At 41.5% G+C, this 25,504-nt stretch carries 28 protein-coding genes, 1 tRNA gene, 2 pseudogenes and 2 riboswitches; of the genes and pseudogenes, 21 read left to right on the top strand and 10 right to left on the bottom strand.

The window, feature by feature from the left end; translation table 11 throughout:
* Positions 1–437: 437 nt before the first annotated feature.
* The gene (locus DET59_RS15240; RefSeq protein WP_113970499.1) at positions 438–1,544 is read left to right on the top strand and encodes a YqgU-like beta propeller domain-containing protein; all 1,107 of its coding nucleotides are present in this window, start codon (positions 438–440) and stop codon (positions 1,542–1,544) included.
* A complete protein-coding gene (locus DET59_RS15235; RefSeq protein WP_113970498.1) occupies positions 1,544–1,858 on the top strand; it encodes an MTH1187 family thiamine-binding protein in 315 nt (104 codons plus the stop codon). The genes DET59_RS15240 and DET59_RS15235 overlap by 1 nt, the downstream gene beginning before the upstream one ends.
* 54 nt (positions 1,859–1,912) lie before the next feature.
* On the opposite strand, the gene DET59_RS15230 is transcribed toward DET59_RS15235, so the two are convergent.
* Entirely contained in the window at positions 1,913–2,266 is a 354-nt protein-coding gene (locus DET59_RS15230; RefSeq protein ID WP_113970497.1) for a winged helix-turn-helix transcriptional regulator, read from the bottom strand.
* 221 nt (positions 2,267–2,487) lie between these two features.
* The gene (locus DET59_RS15225) at positions 2,488–2,661 is read right to left on the bottom strand and encodes a DUF2759 domain-containing protein (RefSeq protein ID WP_113970496.1); all 174 of its coding nucleotides are present in this window, start codon (positions 2,659–2,661) and stop codon (positions 2,488–2,490) included.
* A 199-nt stretch (positions 2,662–2,860) separates the two neighbouring features.
* On the opposite strand from DET59_RS15225, the gene DET59_RS15220 reads away from it, so the two are divergent.
* The gene (locus tag DET59_RS15220) at positions 2,861–3,496 is read left to right on the top strand and encodes an MBL fold metallo-hydrolase (RefSeq protein WP_113970495.1); all 636 of its coding nucleotides are present in this window, start codon (positions 2,861–2,863) and stop codon (positions 3,494–3,496) included.
* 47 nt (positions 3,497–3,543) lie between these two features.
* On the opposite strand, the gene DET59_RS15215 is transcribed toward DET59_RS15220, so the two are convergent.
* A complete protein-coding gene (locus DET59_RS15215; RefSeq protein WP_113970494.1) occupies positions 3,544–3,789 on the bottom strand; it encodes a DUF2626 domain-containing protein in 246 nt (81 codons plus the stop codon).
* A gap of 81 nt (positions 3,790–3,870) precedes the next feature.
* The gene (locus DET59_RS15210) at positions 3,871–4,569 is read right to left on the bottom strand and encodes a helix-turn-helix transcriptional regulator (protein WP_113970493.1); all 699 of its coding nucleotides are present in this window, start codon (positions 4,567–4,569) and stop codon (positions 3,871–3,873) included.
* 218 nt (positions 4,570–4,787) lie between these two features.
* On the opposite strand from DET59_RS15210, the gene DET59_RS15205 reads away from it, so the two are divergent.
* Entirely contained in the window at positions 4,788–5,168 is a 381-nt protein-coding gene (locus DET59_RS15205) for a Spx/MgsR family RNA polymerase-binding regulatory protein (RefSeq protein ID WP_113970492.1), read from the top strand.
* A 610-nt stretch (positions 5,169–5,778) separates the two neighbouring features.
* Here the strand turns inward: DET59_RS15205 and DET59_RS15195 are convergent.
* Positions 5,779–5,850 (bottom strand) — tRNA-Gln (locus DET59_RS15195).
* Positions 5,851–5,932: 82 nt separating this feature from the next.
* Positions 5,933–6,571, bottom strand: a complete 639-nt coding sequence (locus DET59_RS15190) for a cupin domain-containing protein (RefSeq protein WP_113970490.1) — start codon at positions 6,569–6,571, stop codon at positions 5,933–5,935.
* Positions 6,572–6,769: 198 nt separating this feature from the next.
* On the opposite strand from DET59_RS15190, the gene comGA reads away from it, so the two are divergent.
* From comGA to DET59_RS15150, 9 genes are all read left to right on the top strand, one after another.
* Complete coding sequence (comGA, locus tag DET59_RS15185) at positions 6,770–7,843, top strand: competence type IV pilus ATPase ComGA (RefSeq protein WP_472924304.1); 1,074 nt, start codon at positions 6,770–6,772, stop codon at positions 7,841–7,843.
* Positions 7,827–8,849: a competence type IV pilus assembly protein ComGB gene (gene comGB, locus DET59_RS15180; protein ID WP_113970488.1), complete on the top strand. Its 1,023-nt coding sequence runs from the start codon at positions 7,827–7,829 to the stop codon at positions 8,847–8,849. The genes comGA and comGB overlap by 17 nt, the downstream gene beginning before the upstream one ends.
* Before the next feature lie 98 nt (positions 8,850–8,947).
* The gene (comGC, locus tag DET59_RS15175) at positions 8,948–9,253 is read left to right on the top strand and encodes a competence type IV pilus major pilin ComGC (RefSeq protein WP_113970487.1); all 306 of its coding nucleotides are present in this window, start codon (positions 8,948–8,950) and stop codon (positions 9,251–9,253) included.
* Complete coding sequence (gene comGD, locus DET59_RS15170) at positions 9,253–9,696, top strand: competence type IV pilus minor pilin ComGD (RefSeq protein ID WP_113970486.1); 444 nt, start codon at positions 9,253–9,255, stop codon at positions 9,694–9,696. Before comGC ends, comGD begins: the two co-directional genes overlap by 1 nt.
* Positions 9,680–10,006 carry a hypothetical protein gene (locus tag DET59_RS21725; RefSeq protein WP_181778184.1) on the top strand — a complete coding sequence of 109 codons (327 nt, stop codon included), beginning with the start codon at positions 9,680–9,682 and terminating at the stop codon, positions 10,004–10,006. Before comGD ends, DET59_RS21725 begins: the two co-directional genes overlap by 17 nt.
* A complete protein-coding gene (gene comGF / locus DET59_RS15165; protein ID WP_181778183.1) occupies positions 9,933–10,442 on the top strand; it encodes a competence type IV pilus minor pilin ComGF in 510 nt (169 codons plus the stop codon). Before DET59_RS21725 ends, comGF begins: the two co-directional genes overlap by 74 nt.
* Positions 10,443–10,452: 10 nt before the next feature.
* On the top strand, positions 10,453–10,785 hold the full coding sequence (locus tag DET59_RS15160) for a hypothetical protein (RefSeq protein ID WP_113970484.1): 333 nt from the start codon (positions 10,453–10,455) through the stop codon (positions 10,783–10,785).
* Positions 10,786–10,788: 3 nt separating this feature from the next.
* Positions 10,789–11,298: a shikimate kinase gene (locus DET59_RS15155; RefSeq protein ID WP_113970483.1), complete on the top strand. Its 510-nt coding sequence runs from the start codon at positions 10,789–10,791 to the stop codon at positions 11,296–11,298.
* A 47-nt stretch (positions 11,299–11,345) separates the two neighbouring features.
* On the top strand, positions 11,346–11,525 hold the full coding sequence (locus DET59_RS15150) for a YqzE family protein (protein ID WP_044340022.1): 180 nt from the start codon (positions 11,346–11,348) through the stop codon (positions 11,523–11,525).
* A 75-nt stretch (positions 11,526–11,600) separates the two neighbouring features.
* On the opposite strand, the gene DET59_RS15145 is transcribed toward DET59_RS15150, so the two are convergent.
* Positions 11,601–12,392 (bottom strand): YqhG family protein, encoded by a 792-nt coding sequence (locus DET59_RS15145; protein WP_113970482.1) that lies wholly within the window; start codon positions 12,390–12,392, stop codon positions 11,601–11,603.
* Positions 12,361–14,061: a DEAD/DEAH box helicase gene (locus tag DET59_RS15140; protein WP_113970481.1), complete on the bottom strand. Its 1,701-nt coding sequence runs from the start codon at positions 14,059–14,061 to the stop codon at positions 12,361–12,363. Before DET59_RS15140 ends, DET59_RS15145 begins: the two co-directional genes overlap by 32 nt.
* A 174-nt stretch (positions 14,062–14,235) precedes the next feature.
* A riboswitch (glycine riboswitch) is annotated at positions 14,236–14,327 on the top strand.
* Between the two features lie 3 nt (positions 14,328–14,330).
* Positions 14,331–14,410, top strand: a riboswitch (glycine riboswitch).
* 97 nt (positions 14,411–14,507) lie between these two features.
* Between DET59_RS15140 and gcvT the strand changes: the two genes are divergently transcribed.
* Genes gcvT through gcvPB form a run of 3 tightly spaced genes read left to right on the top strand, consistent with a single transcriptional unit; the run spans position 14,508 to position 18,433 of the window.
* A complete protein-coding gene (gene gcvT, locus DET59_RS15135; RefSeq protein WP_113970480.1) occupies positions 14,508–15,614 on the top strand; it encodes a glycine cleavage system aminomethyltransferase GcvT in 1,107 nt (368 codons plus the stop codon).
* A 16-nt stretch (positions 15,615–15,630) separates the two neighbouring features.
* On the top strand, positions 15,631–16,977 hold the full coding sequence (gene gcvPA / locus DET59_RS15130; RefSeq protein WP_113970479.1) for an aminomethyl-transferring glycine dehydrogenase subunit GcvPA: 1,347 nt from the start codon (positions 15,631–15,633) through the stop codon (positions 16,975–16,977).
* Positions 16,970–18,433 (top strand): aminomethyl-transferring glycine dehydrogenase subunit GcvPB, encoded by a 1,464-nt coding sequence (gene gcvPB, locus DET59_RS15125; RefSeq protein WP_113970478.1) that lies wholly within the window; start codon positions 16,970–16,972, stop codon positions 18,431–18,433. Before gcvPA ends, gcvPB begins: the two co-directional genes overlap by 8 nt.
* 152 nt (positions 18,434–18,585) lie before the next feature.
* Here gcvPB and DET59_RS15120 read toward each other — a convergent pair whose 3' ends face one another.
* Positions 18,586–18,969, bottom strand: a complete 384-nt coding sequence (locus DET59_RS15120) for a rhodanese-like domain-containing protein (RefSeq protein ID WP_113970477.1) — start codon at positions 18,967–18,969, stop codon at positions 18,586–18,588.
* 212 nt (positions 18,970–19,181) lie between these two features.
* Between DET59_RS15120 and DET59_RS15115 the strand changes: the two genes are divergently transcribed.
* The 4 genes and pseudogenes from DET59_RS15115 to DET59_RS15100 all read left to right on the top strand — a co-directional run bounded on the left by DET59_RS15115 (position 19,182) and on the right by DET59_RS15100 (position 24,248).
* Positions 19,182–20,018 carry a lipoate--protein ligase family protein gene (locus DET59_RS15115; RefSeq protein WP_113970476.1) on the top strand — a complete coding sequence of 279 codons (837 nt, stop codon included), beginning with the start codon at positions 19,182–19,184 and terminating at the stop codon, positions 20,016–20,018.
* A 351-nt stretch (positions 20,019–20,369) separates the two neighbouring features.
* Positions 20,370–21,164, top strand: a pseudogene (locus DET59_RS15110) (ribonucleotide reductase N-terminal alpha domain-containing protein); the annotation flags it as partial.
* A 319-nt stretch (positions 21,165–21,483) separates the two neighbouring features.
* A pseudogene (locus DET59_RS15105) lies at positions 21,484–23,259 on the top strand (vitamin B12-dependent ribonucleotide reductase); the annotation flags it as partial.
* A 107-nt stretch (positions 23,260–23,366) separates the two neighbouring features.
* Positions 23,367–24,248, top strand: a complete 882-nt coding sequence (locus DET59_RS15100) for a patatin-like phospholipase family protein (protein ID WP_113970474.1) — start codon at positions 23,367–23,369, stop codon at positions 24,246–24,248.
* Positions 24,249–24,264: 16 nt separating this feature from the next.
* Here the strand turns inward: DET59_RS15100 and DET59_RS15095 are convergent, their stop codons facing one another.
* On the bottom strand, positions 24,265–24,627 hold the full coding sequence (locus DET59_RS15095; protein WP_258549694.1) for an SA1362 family protein: 363 nt from the start codon (positions 24,625–24,627) through the stop codon (positions 24,265–24,267).
* A gap of 282 nt (positions 24,628–24,909) precedes the next feature.
* Between DET59_RS15095 and DET59_RS15090 the strand changes: the two genes are divergently transcribed.
* On the top strand, positions 24,910–25,479 hold the full coding sequence (locus tag DET59_RS15090) for a YqhR family membrane protein (protein ID WP_113970472.1): 570 nt from the start codon (positions 24,910–24,912) through the stop codon (positions 25,477–25,479).
* Positions 25,480–25,504: the final 25 nt, after the last annotated feature.

Here is a 25,504-nt window from a genome sequence, read left to right as displayed (position 1 = left end):
AGGAAACAAAAGCGGAGGCGGCTCGCTCAGCCCCGAAAAGCATAAGATGAATTGGCTGGGAAGGCGTTCTTTGCCTTCTTGGCCAATTTAGCTTATGACCTCGAGGGGCTAGCCGCCGTAGCTGGATGAAACAAAAGCGGAGGCGGCTCGCTCAGCCCCGACAAGACTGTATGAAATTCGACTTATCATAAAAAATGAATCGAAAAATCTTTTGACAGGTTCCATAAATAACTATTGTACAAAGTGAAAATCAGGAGTAAAATAAATCATCATCCTATTTAAAGAATAACCGATCGTGGTGACCCAAATGGTGTGCGAGTGAACATCTGGTCATCACTTTTTTGGATTTTTGTAATGTTTTTTTAATAATTTTGAAACATTTTCTGCTTTGAAACGTACTAATTAGTATGAAAAGAATGGAGGGAGGGAGAAGGATTATGAATAAGAAAAAGGTAAATGTATTGCTGTTTTTTCTAATAAGTATTCTGTGGCTGTCAGCTTGTCAAACTGAACAAACTCAAACTTCTCCCCCCGTGAAAGAGAAGCCTGAAAACAAGGAAGTCGTTGCAGGAATTCTTGCTCAGGACCGTTTTGTAGAAAACATAGGCTGGCTTTCAGATTCAGAGATTCTATCCGTACAAAATGATGATGATCTATCCTCTTTATATATATATAATCTCTATGATGGAAGCAATAAGAAAATCTATGGTATTCCTTCGTCATTTGTGAGTGCAAGCATCTCACCCGATAGGAAAAAAATACTCATACATTCTGCACCTGCCTCGTATTCAGCCCGGGTGACGATAATAGACAGAGCAGGAGAGGTGCTATTTCAGGAAGACATTCCATCCTACGAACTGACTCATTCTTGGAACCAGTTTGATGACAATGCTTTACTCATGACCAGCTTCAGCGAAGATTGGAGCTTTCAAGTTTTTCATATTGATGTAGAAGAGGGAACAATGGATTCTATTGAAGTAGAGCAGCCATTTGTTCAGTGGCAATCAAAATCTTCCATTCTTTTTCAAGATTGGAATAAGGAAGAAATCAGCGTTGCGGCTCCACTCATATCCCAGAATATTCAGGGTGGTGAGAAGGAAATGATTGTGGATACAAGCGTCCACTTCAATCAATTTAAGGATTCTCTTTTATCTATCTTTTCTCGTGAAGAAGAAGGTCCGTTTGCGTATCAATTCATTACTGCAAATGGTGAGATTCAGTCAGAATTTACAGTAGATCTGTTGAGCCGTTATTCTGATTGGTTAATTCCTTATTATGATATGATAGAAGGGAAGGGTCAGTTGATTACTTTCGTGGCAAATGAACCGGGTTCCTTTGATACTTACTCTGGGACATTCTCATTAGAAGAATGGGATACGGTTTCTGGAGGAGAAAATGTTCTTTTTGAGGATCTTCCTTTAGAACCTATTCAGTGTTCACCAAATGGGGACTATTGTTTATATGGAAATCAACTTGAGAAAGTAATCGATTTGACGGACTCAACCATCATTCAACTACTGAAAGAAGAAGGAGCAGATCTATAATGGCAATCGTTGATGTAACAGTCATTCCAATCGGGACGGAATCACCAAGTGTAAGTTCCTATGTAGCGGACTTACATAGAATACTTAAAGAGTATGAGGAAAAAGGGGAAATCCGTTTTCAACTGACTCCGATGAATACCATCATCGAGGGGGATCTTCCCGTTTTGTTTCAGGTCATACAAGACATTCATGAATCGCCTTTCCAACAGGGGATCAAACGAGTGGCAACAAATATTCGAATCGATGACCGCCGTGATAAGAAGTCGACAATGGAAGGGAAACTTTCTTCTGTACAGCGTAGACTAGAACCATAAGCAACAAATAAGGGGTGGGTATCTTAAAGATACTCACCCCATTGGTTTGCTGAACTATGCTTCCTCACTATCCACCAACACTTCGCTTTTGTCAGGATAGGTTTTTTCAATATGCTGTTCTCCCCATGCACATAGCATATCTAAAGGTCCTTTTAATGACCATCCATACTCCGTTAATTCGTATTCTACTTTCGGGGGAACTTGATTGTAAATAATTCTATTGATGACTCCATCAGCTTCGAGCTCTCTCAGCTGCTGCGTCAGCATTTTCTGAGTGATTCCAGGCATCAGTTTCTTCAATTCACTGGTCCTTCGCTTGCTTTTGATCAAATGACAGAGAATCACAACTTTCCACTTGCCCCCGATGACTTCTAAGGAAGCCTCTACAGGTATATTATATTTTTTCATGAATAAACCTCCGTTCCAGAACGATTCTTTCCATATAGGATAGACCGCTACATTGGCTATTATCCTGATCATCTTAAACTTATTTCTATTATAACGTACCCATTGTAAAGGTCTATAGGGTACTTTTTAGTGCCTACATAACTTTCGGGTACCCTAGTTAAAAGGAAAAAAGCCTTCCGTTATGAAACGGAAGGCTTTTTTATGATGATTCATTTGTTTAATTAATTCCCACCTGGGTAACCAGAGTGAAGGACAGTCATAATTGTAAACCAACCAAAAATGCCTAATGTTGCCAGTGAGAAAAGAATTCCCATGGCATTCTTGTTTTTGAAAGTGCTTACTACTGCAAACAATGCTAATAATGTAACCAATGCTGTAATAATTACAAGACCCATTTATATGACCCCTTTCATTAAAATGCGTTTTACTACCTGATAACCATATGTACATAAATGCACTCATTAACATTTTATATTTTTTTCCTCTGTTTGTCGAGGTCAAAAATTTGACACTTCTATGGCGCTCTATCCACCATGTTTTTATGATGTGATAAGTTCTGCTACAATAATAGTATCACATTTGGAGGTGGAGACGTTGCAGTGGAAACAAATTCCGTTAGGACCTTTACAAACCAACTGCTATATTCTATGGAACACAAAAAATGAATGCCTGGTCGTCGATCCGGGTGGAGAAGGGGAGAAGCTGATTCAGTGGTTAGAGAATCATTCGTATACTCCGTTAGCCATTCTCCTTACTCACGCTCATTTTGATCATATTGGAGCAGTTGATCAAGTACGTGACAATTATAGCATTCCGGTATATGTCCACGAGAAAGAAGCTAAGTGGTTACTGGATCCTTCATTAAACGGGTCACAATTATTCATGATGGGTGACCTGATCCGACTTAAGCCTGCTGATTACATATTAACAAATGAAAAACATCTGACCATTGGTGATTTTAAGCTGCAGTTATTTGAAACCCCTGGTCATTCACCTGGTAGTATTTCTTATTATGTACAAGAAAGTGGAATTGTATTAGCGGGAGATACGTTATTTATGGGCAGTATCGGGCGATCCGATTTGCCTGGAGGAAATCATAAAGAGCTGCTGGCAAGCATTCATGAAAAGTTGTTAACGTTGCCAGAGAATACGACGGTTCTACCTGGTCACGGTCCGGAAACATCGATTGAAGGTGAGATGGATTCAAATCCATTTTTAAATGGGTTTTAAATTGCACAAAAAAAATCCCTTGAGCCATAAGCTAAAGGGAATTTTTTTTAGTGTCCTCCTGCACCCGGAGTCATCATAAAGGTCGTCCAGTAAGTAAATCCAGCAAAGAACACTGTTAAGTAAGCACCGAAAATGTAAATATACATACGTTCGGACAGTTTTAAATAGCTAAGCATAATGAAGAATCCTGTTTGGCCTAAAAAGATTAATGATGTCGTGGTCATATCACCAAGATAGAACATTACAGCAAATATACCAGTCCAAAATCCAAGAACTCTAAACATACGATCCATATGTAACCCTCCTTTGCACCCTAAGTCCATCATTCAATATTATAAATGAATACTACCATAAAAGTAAATATCCGTTTGCTTTTAGTTTGTGACGATTACGTGATATCTACACGTGGAACAGTCATTTATCATATTTTCTTCTTGTTTAAATTCTTCCACAGAGTATAGAGTTTCAAACATACCTTTTAATAACGCGTTGTGTAAACCGCATATGAACAAGGGTTCCAGCTGAGCATTTTCATTAAAAGGGCAATGATCATAGTGGAACCTGATGGGATCCGCATCACTGATTGACTCATCTAAAGTAAAGCCGATTGATTTGGCAATTTGTGATAAAACTTGCAACTTTTCAGCTTGAGTTACCCCACCTAAGGATAGGTTACGGCTTTCAAGGTAGTGGTCCACCAAGCTTTTACCGTACTCATATCCTGTCTCCACCAAAACCCTGAACCCTTCTTCTCCGAGCTTAGCTAATGAGGCAATGGTGAGATCGCTAAGTAAACGGAAGTCACGGGGAGGAAAGGATAACTGCACGACTTCTTCAGAAGGAATATATCGTTTGCCTGGCCTGCCGCCTTTGCCGGTCTTTACATATTCTGATTGCAACACTCGGATCTCTTCCAGCTTTGATAGGTGTAGACGGGCAACATTCGGGTGAATATGAAACTTCTCGGCGATGTCTTGAACTGAAAGCTCATGTTTTCTCTCACAAATGTACAAGTAAATGGAATACCGGGTCGGGTCTGAAAGTACGCTTGTAACCTTCAGTGTCATATCCATTCAAGGAACACCTCAATTTTGTGGTTAATAACTCTATTATAAGCCTCGAGAAAAAGAATGGATATGAATGGAAAGCCTATTATAGCTTGATTCATTCATTGTTTATAAAAAGTTCACAATTTTCCAAGGGATATTACTATACAAAAGTTATACAACTAATGTACAATATGTTTAACGTATCATGAACATGCAAGCTTAAATTTAAGGAGGTCATGAAAGTGAATAACCTGACATTTTTTACTTATCCAAGCTGTACCTCTTGCCGTAAAGCCAAGAAATGGTTGACTGCCCATTCCGTTGATTTTGATGAAAGACATCTATTCAGAGAGACGCCTACCCATAGAGAGCTAATGGAGCTACTGTCCCTGACCACCGACGGACTCGATGAAATATTGGCTACAAGAAGCCAAACCTTCAAAGACTTAGGGAAAGATGTGAACGAATTACCTCTATCAGAAGTGATTAAATTAATTATTGAAGAGCCAAAACTTCTCCGCAGACCCTTGTTAACAGACGGTAAAAAGCTGGTGGTCGGATACAATCCAGAGGGATTACAAAGCCTAGCGAACAAGAACAGACCGTTGAAGAAAAGTAGCTAAATGTATAATGAATAATAGGTTGGATTGAAAACGGCAGGCACTTTTTGAAAAGTGCCTGCCGTTTTCAATATGATTGTGGGGCTGAGCAAGCCGCCTCCGCTTTTAGATTGTCCAGCTCCAGGGCTTAGAGGCTCGAGGTCATAAGCTAAGGCACCTAAAAAGGCAAAAAACGCCTTTCCGGGTGCCTCATCTTATGCTTGTCGCCTCTGTGCAAAGCCCTTCCGCTTTTCTAATATCCAGCTCCGGCGGCTAGCCCCTCGAGGTCATAAGTCAAAGCTGCCAAAAAGGCAAAAAGCCGCCTTTTCAGCAGCTTCGCCTTATGCTTGTCGGGGCTGAACAAGCCGCCTCCGCTTTTAGATTGTCCAGCTCCAGGGCTTAGAGGCTCGAGGTCATAAGATAAGGCACCCAAAAAGGCAAAAAACGCCTTTCCGGGTGCCTCATCTTATGCTTGTCGCCTCTGAACAAAGCCCTTCCGCTTTTCTAATATCCAGCTCCGGCGGCTAGCCCCTCGAGGTCATAAGTCAAAGTTGCCAAAAAGGCAAAAAGCCGCCTTTTCAGCAGCTTCGCCTTATGCTTGTCGGGGCAGAACAAGCCGCCTCCGCTTTTAATACTGGGCTAGCTGGATTCGAACCAACGCATGTCGCAGTCAAAGTGCGATGCCTTACCGCTTGGCTATAGCCCATTGAATCGTGTTTACAAAATATAGTATGGTTGTATTTAGAAATTCTATTCATTTGATCTTATAACAAATTTCCTTCCGCTTTCTAAAAGGTTTTGGGAACGCACTGACGATAATAATAAGGGTTTGGTTGATATTGATAGTGGTATGGGGAATAGGTGAAATGGGACTGTCGTGTAGATGAATGCCTTTGAGGTTCTAGGCAAGCCGGACCAATGTAAGTACTTGGTTTCACTTTTTCAGTCGTTTTTATCCATTCGGCTTCATCCATACAATAATTGTAAGCCATGACACTTGATGGCGTTAACTTTAAGATATCTGAACCAAGTACTACTTCCGGGGTAGGGGCGTTGAAAATGGCCAAAAGGTGAGTTTGATCTTGGGAGGCTTCCTCATAATGCCACCAGCCTTGTGGGACATTGGCTACCTGTCCTGGAGAGATACGGTAATTCAGAATTTGTTTTGTAAATGGATTGAGCATGGAAACGGTAGCTCCCCCAGAAATACAATAAACCAGTTCAGCTGCGTTCTGATGGTAGTGTGGTTCCACAAAATTATGCTTACTTAAATAGATATCAAGCAGCGAAGAGTTATCCAATGTATTCAACTGATTTACCCCTAAGATATTTATTAAATTTTCATTGTCTTTTTTATATAAGGGACTTTTATTCACATCAAAAGAGAATTGTGCTTCATCAGAGGTGTAATCCATGTATTTACTCATGGGATATCGTCACGACTTTCGATTTTATGATATTTATTCTTTTTATGTATATGGGCGAGGGGGAAATGTGTGAATGACTGGTGTGGGGTACGAGCATGGAAGAAATGATTTCCATTAAAAATTTTTAAGAAAAAGAAGGATTTTGTAAATTAATGTCGTATATCTTAAGTTAGGAAAACAGAAAGGTGGTGCCAATGTATATTTCACTCAGTAGAATCCCTATCGGAAGTGATGATTGGAGAAGCATTCAGCAGTGATGCGACAGATGTTCATGTCATACCCAGAACGAAAGATTACTTGATTCAGTTTAGAAAGCTCGGGGTATTAGTACCGTTCCAGACGATTGATCCGGATCAGGCAGAACGATTGATAGCCCATTTAAAGTTCATGGCTTCCATGGACATTGGAGAAAAACGAATGCCGCAAAGTGGTTCCTTCAGTCTTACCGTTCGTAATACACCTCTATCTCTCAGAATATCTACCTTACCAACCACTCATTTAAAAGAAAGTCTCGTCATTCGAATACTCCCCCAAAAGTATCAGATACCAATCGATAAAATGTCCCTGTATCCTTCATCTGCAAAAAAATTACTCGCACTACTGATGTATTCTCATGGTCTCATTTTGTTCACAGGACCGACCGGCAGTGGGAAAACAACGACTTTGTATTCCCTTGTTCACCACTGTTCTGCAGCCTTGAACCGCAATGTGATCACACTGGAAGATCCCGTGGAGAAGATGCATGAGGATATGGTACAGATACAAGTGAATGAAAAAGCCGGGATAACGTACTCCACCGGCTTAAAAGCGATTTTACGACACGACCCGGATATTATCATGGTAGGGGAGATCCGCGATCGGGAAACGGCGGAGATTGCAATAAGGGCGAGCTTAACTGGTCATTTGGTCATTTCAACGATGCATACGAGGGATGCAAAAGGGGCGATCTATCGTTTAATGGAGTTAGGAGTAGAGTGGCATGACATTGAACAGACATTACTGGCCGTTTCAGCCCAGAGATTACTAAGGTTAGTGTGTCCGGTTTGCAAAGCAGAGTGTGGTGGGAAATGCCATCGGGTAAAAACTCTGAACATGGCATCTGTATATGAAATTGTAACCGGAAGTGCTTTGAAAGAAGTATTAAAGGAGGCGAAGGGGGAGTCGGTCCAGTATCAGTATCATACACTCCAGACCTTGATCAATAAGGGGGTGGCACTAGGATTTGTTTCAGAACTTGAATATAGGAAATGGGTACATGAAGAAAAGCGATGATCAAGGAAAGTTTCTTAAAAGACTTGGAGACCTTCTCCAAAAGGGGTATAGCTTTTCGGAAGCCATCGATTTTCTCCTGCTCCCTAAAGAAAAGAATACGATCAAATTAAAAAAGAGAATGATTGGATCCTTGCAAAAAGGAGAGTCCGTCTCTTCCGTCATCAACAAACAGCTGAATATCCCGAGTCACGTCAGTGCACAGATTTATTTCGCCGAGCATCATGGTCAAATGGGTCACACTCTATCAGAGGCGGGAAACTATCTGATAAAAAGAAGGAAAAACCAGCAGAGAATTCAACAAGTCATTCAGTATCCATTAATGCTCATCATCGTCTCGATATTAATGATGGTCTTACTAAGAAAAGTGCTATTTCCAAGATTTCAGTCTCTGTATACTTCTATTGGATATGAACCTTCAGCGAATCTAAATTACCTCATACACTTCATCGAAAGCTTCCCAATGATTTTTAGTAGCTTTTTACTATCACTCATTATCTTCACCATATTATTCTTCCTATTCAAAAAAAGAATTTCTCCTATTAAAATATCAGTCACCCTATGCAAAATTCCTTATCTTTCAAATTATTTAAGGCTTGGTCATTCACACTTTTTTGCCAGGGAACTAAGCTTCCTTCTCACAAGCGGAGTATCCATCACAGAGTCCCTTCTCATCATCGAAAGTCAATCCTTCCGACCAACCCTACAATTCATTTCAAAAAGATTGATCAAGGGATTAAAAGAAGGAAAACCATTTCATGAATGTTTCTCCTCGCTTCCGTTTTTTCAAAAAGAGTTACCCTTTGTGGTGCATCACGGGCAATCCAACGGACGATTAGCAGAAGAGCTGCGACTTTATAGCGAGATATGCTTTCAAGAATTAGAGGAGAATACCAATGCACTGCTAAAATATATTCAGCCCATGATTTTCACTTTTGTAGGTCTTTTCATCATGGCGATTTACTTCTCCATTATGATGCCGTTATTTCAGATGATGCAGGGGATTTAGGGAAATATCTGAATATAGCCAATTCCTGCATTCAGCAAAATAAATGCATTTCGTCGTTCACCATAGTCACAAATACCCAAAACCCAAGGAGGAACACCATGCTCAAAAACCAAAAAGGCTTCACCCTGATTGAAATGATGATTGTTCTATTAGTCATATCTGTATTGCTTTTTATTACAATCCCCAACGTCACCAACCAAAGCAATTCCATTAACTCGAAAGGATGCGAAGCATTTGTCCACATGGTGGAAGGCCAGGTGGAGGCCTACAAAATGGATGGGAATGCGCTTCCGGTCACCATAGATACCCTCGTCACAGATGGGTATTTAAATGAGGATTATAAAGCCTGCCCCGACGGTAGTGCCATCACCATTGATGCCGAAGGGAAGGTAGCCTCTAATTAATGAAGAAAGAAATGGGGGAAGCAGGGTATACCCTTATTGAGATGCTTGTCGTCTTATTGATTTTCACGACCCTTCTTTCTTGGGTCAGCTTTTCCATCCTGCCCATGAAAGAAGGTAATGAAAAGGACTTATTTCTTTCCCAGCTCCAATCAGACCTCTATCAGATCCAAAGCTACAGCATTAGACACCAGGTTCCCATCACCGTGACTTTTTACCCCATAACAAATAAATACGTGGCGAAAACTGCTACTAGACAAACAATCGTCACAAGAGAGATTTCATCTTCCATTCAGATTACATCAATCAACAGCTTGGGAGACATCACATTCTACCCGAATGGAAATACAAACCGATTCGGCAAGCTGAACTTTAAAATGGGGGATACCATGATTCAGCTCATGTTTCAAATTGGGCAAGGGAGATTTTATGTACAAGAATACTAAAGGTTTCTCACTTCCGGAAACCCTTATTGCCTTCAGCTGCATCCTTATGATTGCAGGCGTATTTATCCCATTTCTCATTGACTATGCTTCCCAACTTCAACGACTTCAGTATGAGGTGGAGGCTTTGAAATTTCTTGAAGAAGGGGTGGAGAAGGCAATCGTCAGTCACGAGTATGAGGATCATACCAGAATGTATAAAGGAGTCAGGTATGAACTCGATTGGAAAGGGGGAGGCAATGAAGAAGCGTGTGTCCAATATCATAAAAGAGGTGCAGATCCCCATGAAGTCTGTATCTCAAAGGCTGAATAACCAAGGATATACACTGATCGAGGCTCTGTTAAGCTTTACAGTATTTTGCATGATTTCACTATGCATCCCTCTCATCATGAAGGGTTTCTCTACGATTAAACAGGATATGGTTCCTCCCCATTATTATGAATGGAATCTATTCAATGAAAGCCTGAGGAATGAATTATGGAAAGGAGAAAGTGTAGTGATCACTCACGATAAGATCTCTTTTCTGGTGAGTGGTGAATCCATTTCGTATGAAAAGTATAATCATTCCATTCGAAGGAGGGTAAATAATCAAGGTCATGAAGTGGTTCTGCAGTCAGTGGATTCATTTAGCTTTGCATCCATTAACCAGGGAGTGCATATGGATTTGGAGTTTGTGGGGGGAGAAGAAGTGGAGGGGGAATTCTTTTACTTTTCAACCGAACAAGGAGAAGGAATGCCTGAACAATAAGGGATTCATTTTGCCCTATACTTTATTGCTTCTAATGTTTGTGTTATCGATAGGGTTTGCTGCGAAGGATCTTTTCATTAGTAAATATCTATACTTAACAAATATGAAAAACATTTATGAAAGAAACGTGAGTGTGTCCCATGCTATCCTGTTGGAGATGGAGGGTGGGATGCTTACTTCCAAACAATTGAAAGGGAATTATGGTGAAATCTTGACCCACAGCGAAATGGTCAACCAGGATGAAATACGATTGGAAGTGACCTTCAAACGGGATGAGGAGCTTTTTCTTCCAACGACGGTTGTGTATAATAGGGAAACAAAACACATAATAAGTTGGGAGTAGAATATGAAACCGATTTTCTTTATTGGATTTATGGGGGTAGGAAAAACGACGATTGGGAAGCATCTTGGGGAACTAGTGAATCTACCGGTCATTGATATGGACAGTTACATTGAACACAAAGAGAAAAAGTCTATTAAAGAAATCTTCAACCAGCAGGGAGAACAATATTTCAGGGATTTGGAAAACAAAGTGCTCCTTGAGTTAGCCAACAAGCAAGCGATTATCACCACGGGTGGCGGAGTGATTGAAAGGGAAGAGAACCGGGAGATCTTACGACAACAGGACTTTGTATTCCACCTGACTTGTCCTTTTGCTTCATTATGGTCCCGTTTAGAAGGCGATGAAAATCGTCCACTCGTACAAAATAACTCCAAGGAACGTTTATCGGGTTTATTCAACCTCCGCTTCCCACTGTATGAGAGTGGAAGCTCCATAACGATTCATACAGACAATAAAACGATAGAAGAGGTCATTGAAGAAATACTACCTCATCTGGATGGGCAAGCTGAATAAATTACCTTAGCCCGGGCATACTGATAAAAGCAGGAGGTGGTGCTTTTATGTCAGTGAATGATTATGTTAAATTCATAACACAAACATTTGTCCAACATTATGAAAAATCACCTCATGAACGTAAAAGTATAAAGAAGCAACGGAAGAATGAGCGAGAACCATTCCTATTTCGCTGGTTCGGGATCATCCCATATGCTTTCATGATCATGTTTAAGAAAAATAAATAGTTAACGGCTGCCTTTTGGCAGTCTTTTTTTGGATTAAAACGGAGTAAGTGTGTGATGCACTCACTCCGTTTACCGTTAACTTGAATGCTGTAAATAAAAAATCCCGCCATTGATGATATCAATGGAAATCTTAGGCTCATACTGTTCTTTCAATGCTTGTTGTTCCATAAAATAGGATTCGGGCTTTTCCTCTTGATCTCCATAAAAGTGATTCAACAATTGTAAATCTTCCTCCCACGTCTTTCGTGCCTGCTCAGCCCATTCAACCGGTTCTTTTTTAATTTCTTCATACAGGAAAGTCTGAATGCGGTTCACTCCGCTTTTCGGTTTGATGATCGGTGTCAATGTGAACGAGAAATCAGGAATCTTAGGTGTCAGGTTTCTGGACATCAATGACGAATGAAAGTTTTCCTGAATGACTCCGTTGATCAGGTTCAATCCCATGCTTCGAATGCTGTCTTTCTTTCGGTTGGATTGATACGAAATTTTGATATTCAGTCCAAGCCATGGATGAAGAGGGGTTTGCTGACCACTCGGTGTGAGCCGGTTTTCGTATAACCGTATATATCCTGCTAAATTTCGTGTTGAATGGAAGATTTGGTGTAACCGCGGAGAACCAAAATGAATAGGTTCTCCTTTTAAGTCTTCAGGTGCTTTATCCGGATTCGTTATAAGGGATAATGTCATTGGGTTTGGAATACCTCCCGTTTTCTCAAGGTAGTGCCAGTAGAACGGACGGTTCATCAGCTCCTTATCCAAATCAATCGTGAGCTGGACGGTCATATGACCGTCTCCGTTCGCAACCAGGTCACATCCATTAGCCACGAAGTATCTCTCAAGAAATTGATGAATTTCGTGCTGCTGCATTTGATTTCTCCTCCTTTAATTGTTCGGCAAATTGAATCATACTCGTTAAATTCTCCATTTTAATCTTCATTTCCCCTTCCGTTCTGGATGAAGAAAGAATATCGGTTACATGCTCTTCGAAGTCGCGGAAATCCAGGCGGGTCAGGATTTCATCCAATTCTCCGATCACCCGCTCAAAGAGATTGATTTTTTCATAAAGAAGCTTCAATATATGTTCTTCTACCGTGTCTTTGGTAGCAAAATTGTAAATATGAACATCCTCTGTCTGTCCGAGACGGTGGACACGACCGATTCGCTGCTCTAACCTCATAGGATTCCATGGCAGGTCAAAGTTGATCACGTGATGACAGAATTGGAGGTTGATTCCTTCCCCTCCGGCCTCAGTAGCAATTAACACCTGTGCATGCTTTTGAAAAAGTTCACGCATCCAATCCTTTTTCCCCCGTTTAAATCCACCTCGGAACGGTACGGAGCTTATTCCATGCTGTTTTAAGAACCATTGCAGATAGAGCTGTGTTGCCCGGTACTCTGTAAATATAATCACTTTGTCATTGATCGATTGGACGATTTCAAGTGCTTTCTGAGCCTTGGAGTTCATTGTCACGTTTTCTACTTTTTTCATAAGAGTGCCTATTGTATTCTCAAAACCTGCTGTTGGGTTTTCTTTTTTCTCCAGCATGTTTTTAAGGGTATAAAATACTGCTTCACGAGAGCTGCATGCTTCTCTTTGAAGCGTTAATAGAGAGAAGGAGCTTGAATTAGCCCAGTCATCATAGTTCCCCCTGAGCAAATCGATGCTGTTATATAAATCTCTTTCAGCCTCGTTAAAATCGATTAAGACAGTCTTTACGTGACGTTTTGTCCATTCTATACCCGTATCGCTGCGTCTGTTACGGATCATCACTTTGTTAATGAGACTTTTTAAATGTTCATCCTCTTGAAGAGTACGGTCCCCTTTTTTATATCTTTCAGAAAAACCGGATTCATTTCCGAGATGTCCCGGCTTAAGGAGAGAAACCAGATGAAAAATCTCTTCGACACGATTTTGGATAGGTGTCGCTGTCAGCAGTAAGCAGAATTTCTTTTTTAGGTTTTGGACAAATTCATAGTTTTTTGTTTTATGATTTTTTAGTTTGTGAGCTTCATCGATAATCACCAAATCATAGTCCTGTTCATAGACCTTTTCCCGATGAGGGCTCCGCTTAGCGGTATCCATGGATGATACGACAATATCGCACTGATCCCATACGTAACTTTTTCGTTGCGGAACAGCCGGAATGAAAAACTTACTGTTCAATTCATAGGACCATTGAGAGACCAGGGATGCAGGAACCAATATTAATACTTTCTTCACTAATCCTCTAATCATGTATTCTTTCAATATCAATCCGGCTTCAATGGTTTTACCTAATCCGACCTCATCTGCAAGGATCGCTTTTCCGTTCATCGTTTCGACAACCTGCTTTGCTGCTTCCAACTGATGGGGGAGCGGAGTGACATTTGCCAAATGTTTTGGTGCTTGCAGGCCTTCAAAGTTCGGAATTGCAAGATGATGTTCAAATTCGATGGCCAGCTTATATAGCTCCCAATTCCCCCATGGGCCATCGTTATCAATTAAATTCTCGAGACCCTCGCTCCATTCTTCATCAAATAAAACCTCAACATTCATCTGAAAAACATCTCCTTAATTCTAATAAAAATGATTGCTCAATCCTCGTATTTAATGGTAGGATGAAAATAGATTTTCTAATGTTTAAAAAACTCGAAAATCCGAACATTCACATTTACAACATTTCTTCTGTATATTTCTAGTATGACCAAATGTTTCAAGGAATATTGGCGAATGATAACAAGGGGAGAGACTGTGCATACAGCGCCGAAGGAGCAAGCACATTTAAGTGTGAATCTCTCAGGCAAAAAGACTCTTGTTGGACGCAACTCTGGAGAGTGTTTCCGACTCAGGAAACCACCAAAGGGGAAAGCCGTTCTTCGGTAAACTTTCAGGTGCAAGGACAGAGAAAACTTCTTTATGAAAAGGGGTTTTTCTGTCCTTTTTTCATGGGATAAAACTTGGTTAAGGATTATGCATGTAAGGAAGATAAAGGGGGAAAAGTCATGTCAGAGTTAAAACAAACACCTTTATACGAAGTGTACAAAGAGTATGGAGGAAAGACCATCGACTTCGGTGGCTGGGCTTTACCAGTGCAATTCTCAAGTATTAAAGAAGAACATGAAGCGGTACGAACCCGGGCTGGACTATTCGACGTTTCTCATATGGGAGAAATTGAAGTGAAGGGTGAAGGGGCTCTTGACTACTTACAAAGAATGATGACAAATGATGTCTCCAAAGTAAAAGATGGAGGAGCTCAGTATACGGCTATGTGCTACGAAAACGGTGGGACGGTCGATGACTTATTAGTTTATAAAATAAAAGATCATGATTATTTGCTCGTTGTTAATGCGGCAAATATAGATAAAGATTTTCAGTGGCTGAAAGAACATGAAGTCGATGGAGTTGAAATCAACAACATCTCTGAACATATGGCGCAATTGGCACTTCAAGGTCCACTTGCTGAACAGGTTTTACAAAAGCTTACAAACGAACATTCACTAAGCGATATCGGATTTTTTAAATTCCAGACCGAAGTGAACATAGATGGTAGACATGCACTTGTTTCACGTACCGGTTATACAGGGGAAGACGGATTTGAGATTTACTGTGATGCAGGGGATGCGGCTGCAATCTGGAAAGCCATCCTGGAGGCAGGAAAGGAACATGGGGTGCTTCCATGCGGACTGGGTTCTCGTGATACATTACGTTTTGAAGCGAATCTTGCCCTTTACGGACAAGAATTATCTCAATCGATCACGCCGATCGAAGCAGGGATTGGATTCGCCGTAAAAGTGAATAAAGAGGTTCCATTTAATGGTCAGGAAGTGCTGAAACAACAAAAGGATGAAGGCGCTCCAAGAAAAATCGTCGGGATTGAAATGATCGATCGCGGAATTCCCCGTCATGGATATAAGGTGTATGCCGGTGAAGATGAGATAGGGGAAGTCACAACCGGGACCCAATCACCGACATTAAAGAAAAATGTAGGATTAGCATTACTCCATAAAGAGTTTACTTCTTTAGATACAGAAGTACTGGTTGAGATCAGAGGGAAAAAGTTAAAAGCGAAAGTAGTAGCCACACCATTCTATAAAAGACCAAAGAAATAGGGGAGGAATGACGGTCATGAAGCATCGTTATTTACCGATGACAGAGCAGGATCAAAGGGAAATGTTAGACAGCATTGGAGTAGACAGCGTTAACGATCTATTTGAAGATATTCCTGAGCAGGTTCGTTTCAAAGGGGATTACAAAATCAAAGAAGCGAAGTCAGAAACGGAATTGGTAAAAGAACTGACCAAAATGGCAGCGAAGAATGCTGACCTGAAAAGTCATACATCCTTTTTAGGGGCAGGAGTATATGACCACTACATGCCGATCATCGTGGATCATGTATTATCACGCTCTGAATTCTATACAGCATATACACCTTATCAGCCGGAAATCTCTCAAGGAGAACTTCAAGCCATTTTTGAATTCCAAACGATGATTTGTGAGCTGACCGGCATGGATGTAGCCAACTCTTCCATGTACGATGGAGGAACGGCTCTTGCAGAAGCAGCTATGCTGAGTGCAGGGCAGACCCGTCGGAAAAAGGTACTGGTTTCAAGTACTGTTCACCCGGAATCACGTGATGTTTTACGATCTTATGCAAAAGGTCAGTATATAGAAGTGGTAGAAATCCCGCACAATAATGGTGTTACGGATGTGGAAGAACTTAAGAAATTAATGAGTAATGAAATTGCCGCAGTAGTCGTTCAATATCCCAACTTCTTCGGCAGGGTAGAAGAACTAAAAGCCATTGAAGAAGTAGCTCATGCCCAAAAAGCGATGTTCGTTGTTTCTTCAAACCCCCTTGCATTAGGGGCGCTTACTCCTCCTGGACAATTAGGAGCCGATATCGTCATTGGTGATGCACAGCCATTCGGTATCCCAAGTGCCTTCGGTGGACCGCACTGTGGATACTTCGCCGTGAACAAAAAGCTTATGCGTAAAGTTCCGGGCCGTCTTGTGGGTCAAACCGTTGATGAAGATGGAATCAGAGGATTTGTTCTGACTCTTCAAGCACGTGAGCAGCATATCCGTCGAGATAAAGCAACGTCGAATATTTGTTCAAACCAGGCATTAAATGCCCTCGCTGCATCTGTAGCCATGACGGCACTTGGAAAACAGGGCGTCAAAGAGATGGCACTTCAAAATATCCAAAAAGCACATTATGCAAAAGAAGCCTTTAAAACAAAAGGATTCTCCATCGCATTTGAAGGACCATCATTCAATGAGTTTGTCGTAAAGGTAAATAAGCCGGTCAAAGAAATCAATCAAAAGCTCCTGGGTAAAGAAATGATTGGTGGTTATGATTTAGGGTTAATGGATGACAGCTTATCACAGCACATGCTGATCGCTGTTACTGAACTTCGCAGCAAAGAAGAAATCGACGCATTCGTAGCAGAATTGGGGGATTGTCATGAATAAGCAAGATCAACCTCTTATTTTTGAATTATCTAAAGAAGGCCGTGTCGGCTATAGCTTACCTGAAATGGATGTACCACAGGTAGAACTGTCAGATCTCATTCCATCCGATTATATCCGTACGGAAGAACCGCATCTTCCAGAGGTTTCTGAACTGGATATCATGCGTCATTATACGGCATTATCAAAACGTAATCATGGTGTGGATTCCGGTTTCTATCCATTAGGGTCTTGTACGATGAAGTACAATCCGAAGGTGAATGAAAACGTGGCGCGCTTGAATGGCTTCGCTCATATCAATCCTCTCCAGGAAGCGGAAAGCGTTCAAGGTGCTCTTGAACTGATGTATGATCTTCAGGAGCATTTGAAAGAGATCACAGGCATGGATGAAGTGACCCTTCAACCTGCTGCCGGTGCTCATGGAGAGTGGACGGGTCTAATGATGATCCGTGCTTACCATGAAGCAAATGGAGACACACATCGTACGAAGGTCATCGTACCGGATTCAGCTCATGGAACGAACCCTGCCAGTGCGACTGTAGCAGGTTTCGAGACGGTAACGGTGAAATCAAACGAAAATGGTTTAGTTGATTTGGAAGATCTGAAGCGTGTAGTTGGAGATGATACAGCAGCCTTGATGCTGACCAACCCGAACACTCTTGGATTATTTGAAGAAAACATTCTGGAAATGGCTTCAATCATTCATGAAGCAGGCGGCAAGCTGTATTATGATGGTGCCAATTTAAATGCCGTATTATCAAAAGCCAGACCAGGGGATATGGGATTTGATGTCGTGCATTTAAATCTTCATAAGACCTTTACTGGCCCTCACGGAGGCGGTGGTCCAGGGAGCGGTCCTGTGGGAGTGAAGGAAGACCTGATTAAATACCTTCCAAAACCGGTCCTGGTGAAAAATGGCGATAAGTTCGAATTCGATTACAACCGTCCTGATTCCATTGGCCGTGTAAAACCTTACTATGGAAACTTTGGAATCAACGTTCGTGCGTATACGTACATCAGAACGATGGGGCCGGATGGCTTGAGAGCCGTGACGGAAAATGCCGTCCTGAATGCCAATTACATGATGCGCCGCCTGGCTCCTCACTTTGACCTTCCATTCGATCGTCATTGTAAGCATGAATTTGTGATCAGCGGAAAACGCCAGAAGAAGCTTGGTGTCCGAACATTGGATATTGCGAAGCGACTACTCGATTTCGGATATCATCCGCCAACCATCTACTTCCCACTAAACGTGGAAGAGTGCATGATGATCGAACCGACGGAAACAGAATCGAAAGAAACACTGGATTCCTTCATTGATGCCATGATCCAGATTGCCAAAGAAGCAGAAGAGACGCCGGAAATCGTCCAGGAAGCACCGCATACAACCATTGTCAAACGTATGGACGAAACACTCGCAGCAAGAAAACCGGTACTGCGTTATACAAAAGAAAGCTAAAGAAAATAAAATTCGAAATCCCCGCAGCCAATCGCTGCGGGGATTTTTTTGAGGGACGGGCCTATGTAATATAAAACCAACTCTACCCGCGAGCCCAGCCCACTACTTCCACCAATCAAAAAAAGGATCGCCCCAAAGGCAATCCTTTCACATTATTTTTTATGTTTTACTTTGCCTGTCCACTTTTTAAAGCCGCCCTGCAATTGGTGAAGATCCCGGTACCCTTTACGGTGAAGCATTTGAGCTGCTCGTCCGCTGCGGAGTCCGCTTTGGCAATAAAGGTAAACGGGTTGATCGGCACGGATTTCCTTTTGTCTCATTTTAATTTGAGAGAGGGGGATATTTCGTGCGCCAAGTACGTGACCGTTATCAAATTCATTCGCTTCACGAACATCTATCAACTGAGCTTTACGATATCCTGCTCGAAATTCTTCTTCAGTCAATGTATTCACAATCCTCTTTTGATAGAAGAACGTAAAGAGTGAATAAACAATGATTCCACCAAGTACGACTAAAAGAATATATAATCCTTCCATCATTCATGCTCCTTTCTACAAATGCGCTAACTTCTATTATATTCATGAAAGCCCCGAGAATCAAAACAAATTTATTATTTTACAGCAAACACTTTCCAATCTGTTTTTCTTTGTTTTTTCTTTTGGATTTGATAGACTAGTAACGGACTTAAATGAAGTTGGTTTTTTACATAACAAAATATCAAAGAGAAGATGCAAATGAGGTATGATGCATGAAAAAAGAAACATGGAGATTCATTGACTCAGGGAATTGTTCCCCTTCTTATAATATGGCCCTTGATGAGGCGCTGCTGGATTGGCATAGCGAGGGAAAGATTCCCCCCACGATCAGGTTTTATGGCTGGGATCCCGCGACTCTCTCGATCGGTTACTTCCAAAAGGTAGAAAAGGAAATCAATCTTGATGCAGTGAAAGAGCACGGTCTTGGCTTTGTGAGAAGACCGACGGGAGGCAGAGGGGTTCTGCATGAACATGAATTGACGTACAGCGTCATTGTTTCTGAAGAGCACCCGGAAATGCCTAAAACCGTTACGGAAGCATACCGGGTGATTTCGGAAGGGATCTTAAAAGGATTTCAAGGACTTGGACTCGAAGCCTATTTTGCCGTTCCGAAAACGGCAGAAGAGCGGGAAGGGTTAAAGAATCCACGTTCGGCCGTTTGTTTTGATGCACCGAGCTGGTATGAACTGGTGGTAGAAGGAAGAAAAGTGGCGGGAAGTGCCCAGACGCGCCAAAAAGGTGTCATCCTTCAACACGGTTCCATTCTATTGGATCTTGAAGAGGATAAGCTATTCAGCCTGTTTAACTATCCATCTGACCGGGTGAAAGAGCGTATGCAGCGGGCATTTAAAAGCAAGGCTGTCGCGATGAACGAAATCAGTTCTGAAACGGTCACCATGGATATGGCGAAGGAAGCATTCAAAAAAGGTTTCGAGGAAGGATTGAATATTCACCTGGAGCCATACAAACTTTCTGAAGAGGAAACACAATATGTTGTGGACCTTGCCAAATCCCGGTACGAATCAGATGACTGGAATTTCAAACGATAAAAAATTTTTTGTGGAAAAAAAGCGATGCTTGTCGCTTTTTTCCTATTTTACCAACTATTACGCGACTTGGATTTATATCAAGTTCTAAATTAATAGAAATGGTCGGAGTATTATATGATTTTCTATTAATTCCTTCTGTTTTCTATTTTTATTGGCATATTATCCGTTTGACAAACAAATGACCTATTGACCTGAAACACAATATGTGGTGTGTCGAATAATTTTTTACACACTATATGTTGTGTTTATTTATTGCTTTTCCATTTGAGCTATGATATCGTATTATTTGATATTACACATCAAAGTTAACAACAAACAAATGAAAGATTTGAGATAGAAGGAGTTGTCTTTATGACTGTTGCGTCGAAAAACACAATGAAATTAAACATCGAAAGATTAAATCAGGATATTGGATTGTTTCCTCAAGTACATCCCATAACCCCGGATATGAAAACTACACATAAGGGTGTATCCCGTCTTGTCATGATTGATCGCTATTCTTTCAAAGACACGGAAAAGATCACTCTTTCAGAAGGTGATTTCGTGGTCCTCACCATCAAAGAAGATCCTAAATTCCCTGCAAGAGGATTAGGGTACATCACAAGCATCGATTGGGAAACGAAGAAAGCAGATGTTTGGATCGAAGAAGAGTACAGAAGTGCCATCGACAAGCCGGAAGAAATGGAAACCGGTATCGTCTCAAGAACACTTGATGTAATCGAAAAGCCACTGGAAGTCTACTATGAACAAATTGCGAAGCGTAACGCAACAGGCTTGGCAGAAGTGGAAGAAACTCCTGAAAAGAGACAAGTTTGGTTTGAAAAGTTCTACCATGAATTGGTGAACCTGCATTTTGTTCCTGCTGGTCGCGTGCTTTATGGAGCGGGTGCCGGAACAGACGTAACGTACTTCAACTGTTACGTGATGCCTTTCGTACAGGATTCACGTGAAGGGATTTCAGAACATCGCAAGCAGGTGATGGAGATCATGAGCCGAGGCGGTGGTGTCGGAACGAACGGATCGACTCTTCGCCCGCGAAATACTCTGGCTAAAGGTGTGAACGGTAAATCCTCCGGTTCGGTTTCCTGGCTGGATGACATCGCTAAATTGACTCATTTGGTTGAGCAGGGCGGATCAAGACGTGGTAAAGCAGCTTAAAGTGCTTCGTCTATAATAAACCTCGTGAATTGCTGGAAACTCTTTACATGACTTATTGGCTACAACGTGACTGGAAACGGTGAGCGTGAATGCTTGAAAACAATAAGTGGATAAAGACAATCAGCAGCCAAGCTCCTAAATTGGAGAAGGTTCAACGACCATCGAACCCCCATCAATAGGATGGAAGGTAGTAGAGTAGGGATCAAGCGATTCCGAAGTGCGAGGGCACTCGAATAAGAGTGTAAGATATGGTCTGAACTCTATGGTGACATAGAGAGTTAGTGTAGCGAACTAACGTAACGAAATGGCTCAAATGATCATGCTTTCAGATTGGCATCCCGATATTATCGAATTCATCATCTCTAAAATGCAAAACCCGCGTATTCTGCGTTATCTCCTTGAAAATACAGAAGATGAAACGATTAAAAAAGCAGCTCAGGATAAGTTGAAATTCACACCTCTGACAGAACAAGAGGAAGCGATGTATCAAGGAATCCTAAATTATAGACAAATCCCTGGATACGGTGGATTTGATGCGAAAATCCTTAAGAATGCAGAAGAAAAGCTCCGTACAGGCGGAACATACAGCGTCCATAATTCAGAATTCCTGACAGGAGCGAATATCTCGGTTTGCCTGACAAGCGACTTTATGGAAGCTGTGGAAAACGATCGTGAATATGATCTGCGCTTCCCTGATGTAGAAAGCTATAATGAAGAGCAAATGAAATACTATAATGAAGAGTGGCACAACGTAGGGGATGTCCGTGAGTGGGAAAAGCTAGGCTACAAAGTGCGTACTTACCGTAAGATCAAGGCGAAAGAGCTTTGGAATCTTATCAATGTGTGTGCAACCTACTCTGCGGAGCCGGGAATCTTCTTTATTGATAACGCGAATGATATGACGAATGCGAAAGCATACGGTCAAAAGGTAGTGGCTACGAACCCATGCGGTGAACAGCCTCTTGCTCCATATTCCGTATGTAACCTGGCAGCCGTCAACCTTGCTCAGTTTGCCAATAAAGAGACGAAAACCGTTGATTTCGAAAAATTGAAGCGTACCGTTGAAGTGGGTGTTCGCATGCAGGACAACGTCATCGACGCGACTCCTTACTTCCTGGATGAAAACAAAAAGCAGGCCCTAGGTGAGCGACGTGTTGGCCTTGGTGTAATGGGTCTTGCAGATTTGTTGATTTACTGTGAGAAAGAATACGGTTCTGAAGAAGGCAATCAGCTTGTGGATGAAGTATTTGAAGTCATCGCAACAACTGCTTATCGTGCTTCTGTTGAATTATCGAAGGAAAAAGGAAGCTTTCCATTCCTGACTGGAAGCACCGATGAAGAAACGAAAGCTTTACGAAAAGCATTTGTGGAAACGGGCTTTATGAAGAAAATGCCTAAGGATGTCCGAACAGACATTGAACAGTATGGAATCCGTAATTCCCATCTGTTAACTGTTGCTCCTACAGGTTCAACAGGTACGATGGTTGGAGTATCGACGGGTCTTGAACCTTATTTCTCTTTCACGTACTACAGAAGCGGTCGTCTTGGTAAGTTCATTGAAGTGAAAGCGGATATTGTAGAAGATTACTTGAAGAGAAATCCGCATGCAGATGCTGACAATCTTCCGGAATGGTTTGTTTCTTCCATGAGCTTGGCTCCACAAGCACATGCCGATGTCCAATGTGTGATTCAGAATTGGATCGACAGCTCTATTTCGAAAACGGTTAATGCTCCTCGTGGTTATACGGTCGATCAAGTTGAAAAAGTGTATGAGCGACTTTATAAAGGTGGAGCAAAAGGTGGAACCGTGTACGTGGACGGAAGCCGTGATTCACAAGTTCTTACCCTCAAAGCAGAAGAAAACAGCTTTGATGACGAGGACGAACAGGAACAAAAAGACATTCCTACATCGAAAAAGCCGATCGTATTACTTGATACGATTCAGGACGTACGTTCAACAGACGTGTCCATCGGTTCTGAAGTTGGGAATACGTGTCCAGTCTGCCGTAAAGGGACGGTAAAAGATATGGGTGGCTGCAATACTTGTACAAACTGCGGCGCTCAGCTGAAATGCGGACTATAATATATGAAGAAAGGTAGGTGGGGACTGGTTCCCCTCCTATTTTTTTAGTCTAAAATCCTTCTTTGTGAATTAAAGATGTAGTAATAGACATTGAAGGAGTGGGGCCTTTGGACATCGATGGCGTTTTTTCAGGTGGAGGCATAAAGGGGCTCGCGTTGATTGGGGCATATCAAGCATTGGAGGAGAAGGGCTACAAATTTAAGAGGCTCGCAGGAACAAGTGCCGGAGCGGTGATTGCAGCATTCATTGCCGCCGGTTATTCGAGCAGGGAGCTCCTCGAAATCATGGATGATATAGATTTTAATAAATTGCTGGACTCAAACGCGATCATCTCTCTCCCTATTATAAAATGGCTTCGGGTTTACAATCGTTTAGGTTTATATAAGGGAGTGGCGCTTGAAAGCTGGGTGGAAGAAAAGCTGAAAGCGAGGGGGATTTATACGTTCGCTGATTTACCGCCCCATTCACTCCGGGTCATCGCTTCGGATTTATCGAATGGCAGATTGTTGGTTCTCCCGGATGATCTTGAGAAGTACGGCATTGCGAAAGAAACCTTTCCCGTTGCCAGGGCGATACGAATGAGTGCGAGTCTTCCTTACTTCTTTGAACCTGTAAAGCTGCGATCTTTAGAAGGAATAAGTTTCATGGTGGATGGTGGGGTGCTCAGTAACTTTCCTATGTGGCTGTTTGATCGGGAAAATGTGAAAAAGATAAGGCCGGTCATCGGGGTGAAGTTAAGTCACGATCTGGTCGGAAAGCCAAAAAAACAAATCAAAAATGCGATTGATATGTATGAAGCCCTCTTTACTACGATGAAAGATGCACATGATTCAAGATACATTTCCAGAAAACTTGAAAAAAACATCATTTTTATTCCTACTGAAGGTGTGCTCACGACCGAATTCGGATTAACTCCCGAAAAAAGAGCAGAGCTCTTTCAATACGGGAAATCAAAAGCGGAAGCATTCCTTCAAAAATGGCCGTATTAATAAAACAATCGAGCTCCTAAAATGAGGCTCGATTGTTTTTCTTATTCTTTTTACCTTCAATTACAGTAAGGTTGGCATTTGATTTCTTTCGTATCGAACGTTTCTTCGAGGCGTTTGATACCTGAGGCTTACTTGGAGACTTTTTCTTATGCCGCCTCTTTGATTGTTTGGCTGCTTTAAGAAACGCTCTCTGTTCATTACTATTACCAGCCCGCCTTCCGCTGAACCATCTTCGGTAAATGAAGTAGATGATTCCGATCACAGCTGCTGTAACAAGTAATTGTTTGACTAGCCCTAAAGGATTTCCGAAAAGTGAGGTTCCCAACCCAACAATAGCTAACAATATTAATGTGATAACAAAGATATTACGAGCGTTCAACAAAGCCACCTCCTTACAATACAATCCATTATACATATCTATACTATTATTCTAGACAATTTCCTTGTTATTTAACCATATTAGTTATCGATTTTCTGTGAATTTTTACTGGGGTTATTTTCTGAAACTTGGAAAGATATTATCTATTTTACTAAAAAATGAATCAAAGGACTAGAGATAGATTTTATCATCCATATTTCCTCATCAACCACAGATGAAAAATAAGTAAAAGCATGCAAATGTTTAAGTCAATGGGACATACTACGAATGGAGGTGTTTCAGATGGCTGAACAAAAGGGACAGCATGAAAAGATTCAGGATGGCACGGAAGAAAGCAAGGAAAATCCACGCTTAGAGCAGAATCAGGGTGAAAAACCACTATCGTTCATGGCAATGGTTGTGGTGACGGGCTTTATCGGTGGGATGTTATGGAGTTCAATTGCCTACATTTGTTACTTTTTTTCCTTTACGAAAATCGAGCCGAATATTATTTTTGAGCCTTGGGCGGTTGGCGACTGGGTGGACAAATGGATCGGCATCGTTCTTTCCATTGTGGCTTACGGAGTGATTTCTATAGGTGTGGCCCTCATTTATTATGGTTTATTACGAAAATTCAAGTCTATGTGGGTAGGAGTTGCCTACGGAGTAGCGTTATACTTCGCTTTCTTTTTACTGCTCAATCCGCTTTTCCCAAGCATTAAATCCTTTACATCCATTGATTATCACACTTTGATTACAACCTTCTGTCTGTATATTTTATATGGCGTATTTATCGGCTATTCGATTTCTTATGAAGAAAATGAATTGAGACATCAGAATGAGAAAGAAAAATCAGGGGAAGTATCCCATTAACAAATCCTCATTATCAGACAATTAT

The organism is Rossellomorea aquimaris (assembly GCF_003315075.1).
GTDB classification, from domain to species: Bacteria; Bacillota; Bacilli; order Bacillales; family Bacillaceae_B; genus Rossellomorea; species Rossellomorea aquimaris_C.
Note: the sequence above shows the minus strand (reverse complement) of the source record. Positions and strands in the feature narration are given on the sequence as shown.

Bases quoted from the DNA above. Each gene is read 5' to 3' on its own strand.
- DET59_RS15140 (WP_113970481.1), bottom strand. From the start codon at position 14,061: ATGAATGTTGAGGTTTTATTTGATGAAGAATGGAGCGAGGGTCTCGAG.
- DET59_RS15090 (WP_113970472.1), top strand. From the start codon at position 24,910: ATGGCTGAACAAAAGGGACAGCATGAAAAGATTCAGGATGGCACGGAA.
- gcvT (WP_113970480.1), top strand. From the start codon at position 14,508: ATGTCAGAGTTAAAACAAACACCTTTATACGAAGTGTACAAAGAGTAT.
- DET59_RS15115 (WP_113970476.1), top strand. From the start codon at position 19,182: ATGAAAAAAGAAACATGGAGATTCATTGACTCAGGGAATTGTTCCCCT.
- DET59_RS15190 (WP_113970490.1), bottom strand. From the start codon at position 6,571: ATGAGTAAATACATGGATTACACCTCTGATGAAGCACAATTCTCTTTT.
- DET59_RS15155 (WP_113970483.1), top strand. From the start codon at position 10,789: ATGAAACCGATTTTCTTTATTGGATTTATGGGGGTAGGAAAAACGACG.
- DET59_RS15230 (WP_113970497.1), bottom strand. From the start codon at position 2,266: ATGAAAAAATATAATATACCTGTAGAGGCTTCCTTAGAAGTCATCGGG.
- DET59_RS15150 (WP_044340022.1), top strand. From the start codon at position 11,346: ATGTCAGTGAATGATTATGTTAAATTCATAACACAAACATTTGTCCAA.
- gcvPB (WP_113970478.1), top strand. From the start codon at position 16,970: ATGAATAAGCAAGATCAACCTCTTATTTTTGAATTATCTAAAGAAGGC.
- DET59_RS15225 (WP_113970496.1), bottom strand. From the start codon at position 2,661: ATGGGTCTTGTAATTATTACAGCATTGGTTACATTATTAGCATTGTTT.
- DET59_RS15210 (WP_113970493.1), bottom strand. From the start codon at position 4,569: ATGGATATGACACTGAAGGTTACAAGCGTACTTTCAGACCCGACCCGG.
- comGF (WP_181778183.1), top strand. From the start codon at position 9,933: ATGAAGAAGCGTGTGTCCAATATCATAAAAGAGGTGCAGATCCCCATG.
- DET59_RS15120 (WP_113970477.1), bottom strand. From the start codon at position 18,969: ATGGAAGGATTATATATTCTTTTAGTCGTACTTGGTGGAATCATTGTT.
- DET59_RS21725 (WP_181778184.1), top strand. From the start codon at position 9,680: ATGTACAAGAATACTAAAGGTTTCTCACTTCCGGAAACCCTTATTGCC.
- DET59_RS15240 (WP_113970499.1), top strand. From the start codon at position 438: ATGAATAAGAAAAAGGTAAATGTATTGCTGTTTTTTCTAATAAGTATT.
- comGD (WP_113970486.1), top strand. From the start codon at position 9,253: ATGAAGAAAGAAATGGGGGAAGCAGGGTATACCCTTATTGAGATGCTT.
- comGB (WP_113970488.1), top strand. From the start codon at position 7,827: ATGAAGAAAAGCGATGATCAAGGAAAGTTTCTTAAAAGACTTGGAGAC.
- comGC (WP_113970487.1), top strand. From the start codon at position 8,948: ATGCTCAAAAACCAAAAAGGCTTCACCCTGATTGAAATGATGATTGTT.
- DET59_RS15145 (WP_113970482.1), bottom strand. From the start codon at position 12,392: ATGCAGCAGCACGAAATTCATCAATTTCTTGAGAGATACTTCGTGGCT.
- DET59_RS15235 (WP_113970498.1), top strand. From the start codon at position 1,544: ATGGCAATCGTTGATGTAACAGTCATTCCAATCGGGACGGAATCACCA.
- gcvPA (WP_113970479.1), top strand. From the start codon at position 15,631: ATGAAGCATCGTTATTTACCGATGACAGAGCAGGATCAAAGGGAAATG.
- DET59_RS15215 (WP_113970494.1), bottom strand. From the start codon at position 3,789: ATGGATCGTATGTTTAGAGTTCTTGGATTTTGGACTGGTATATTTGCT.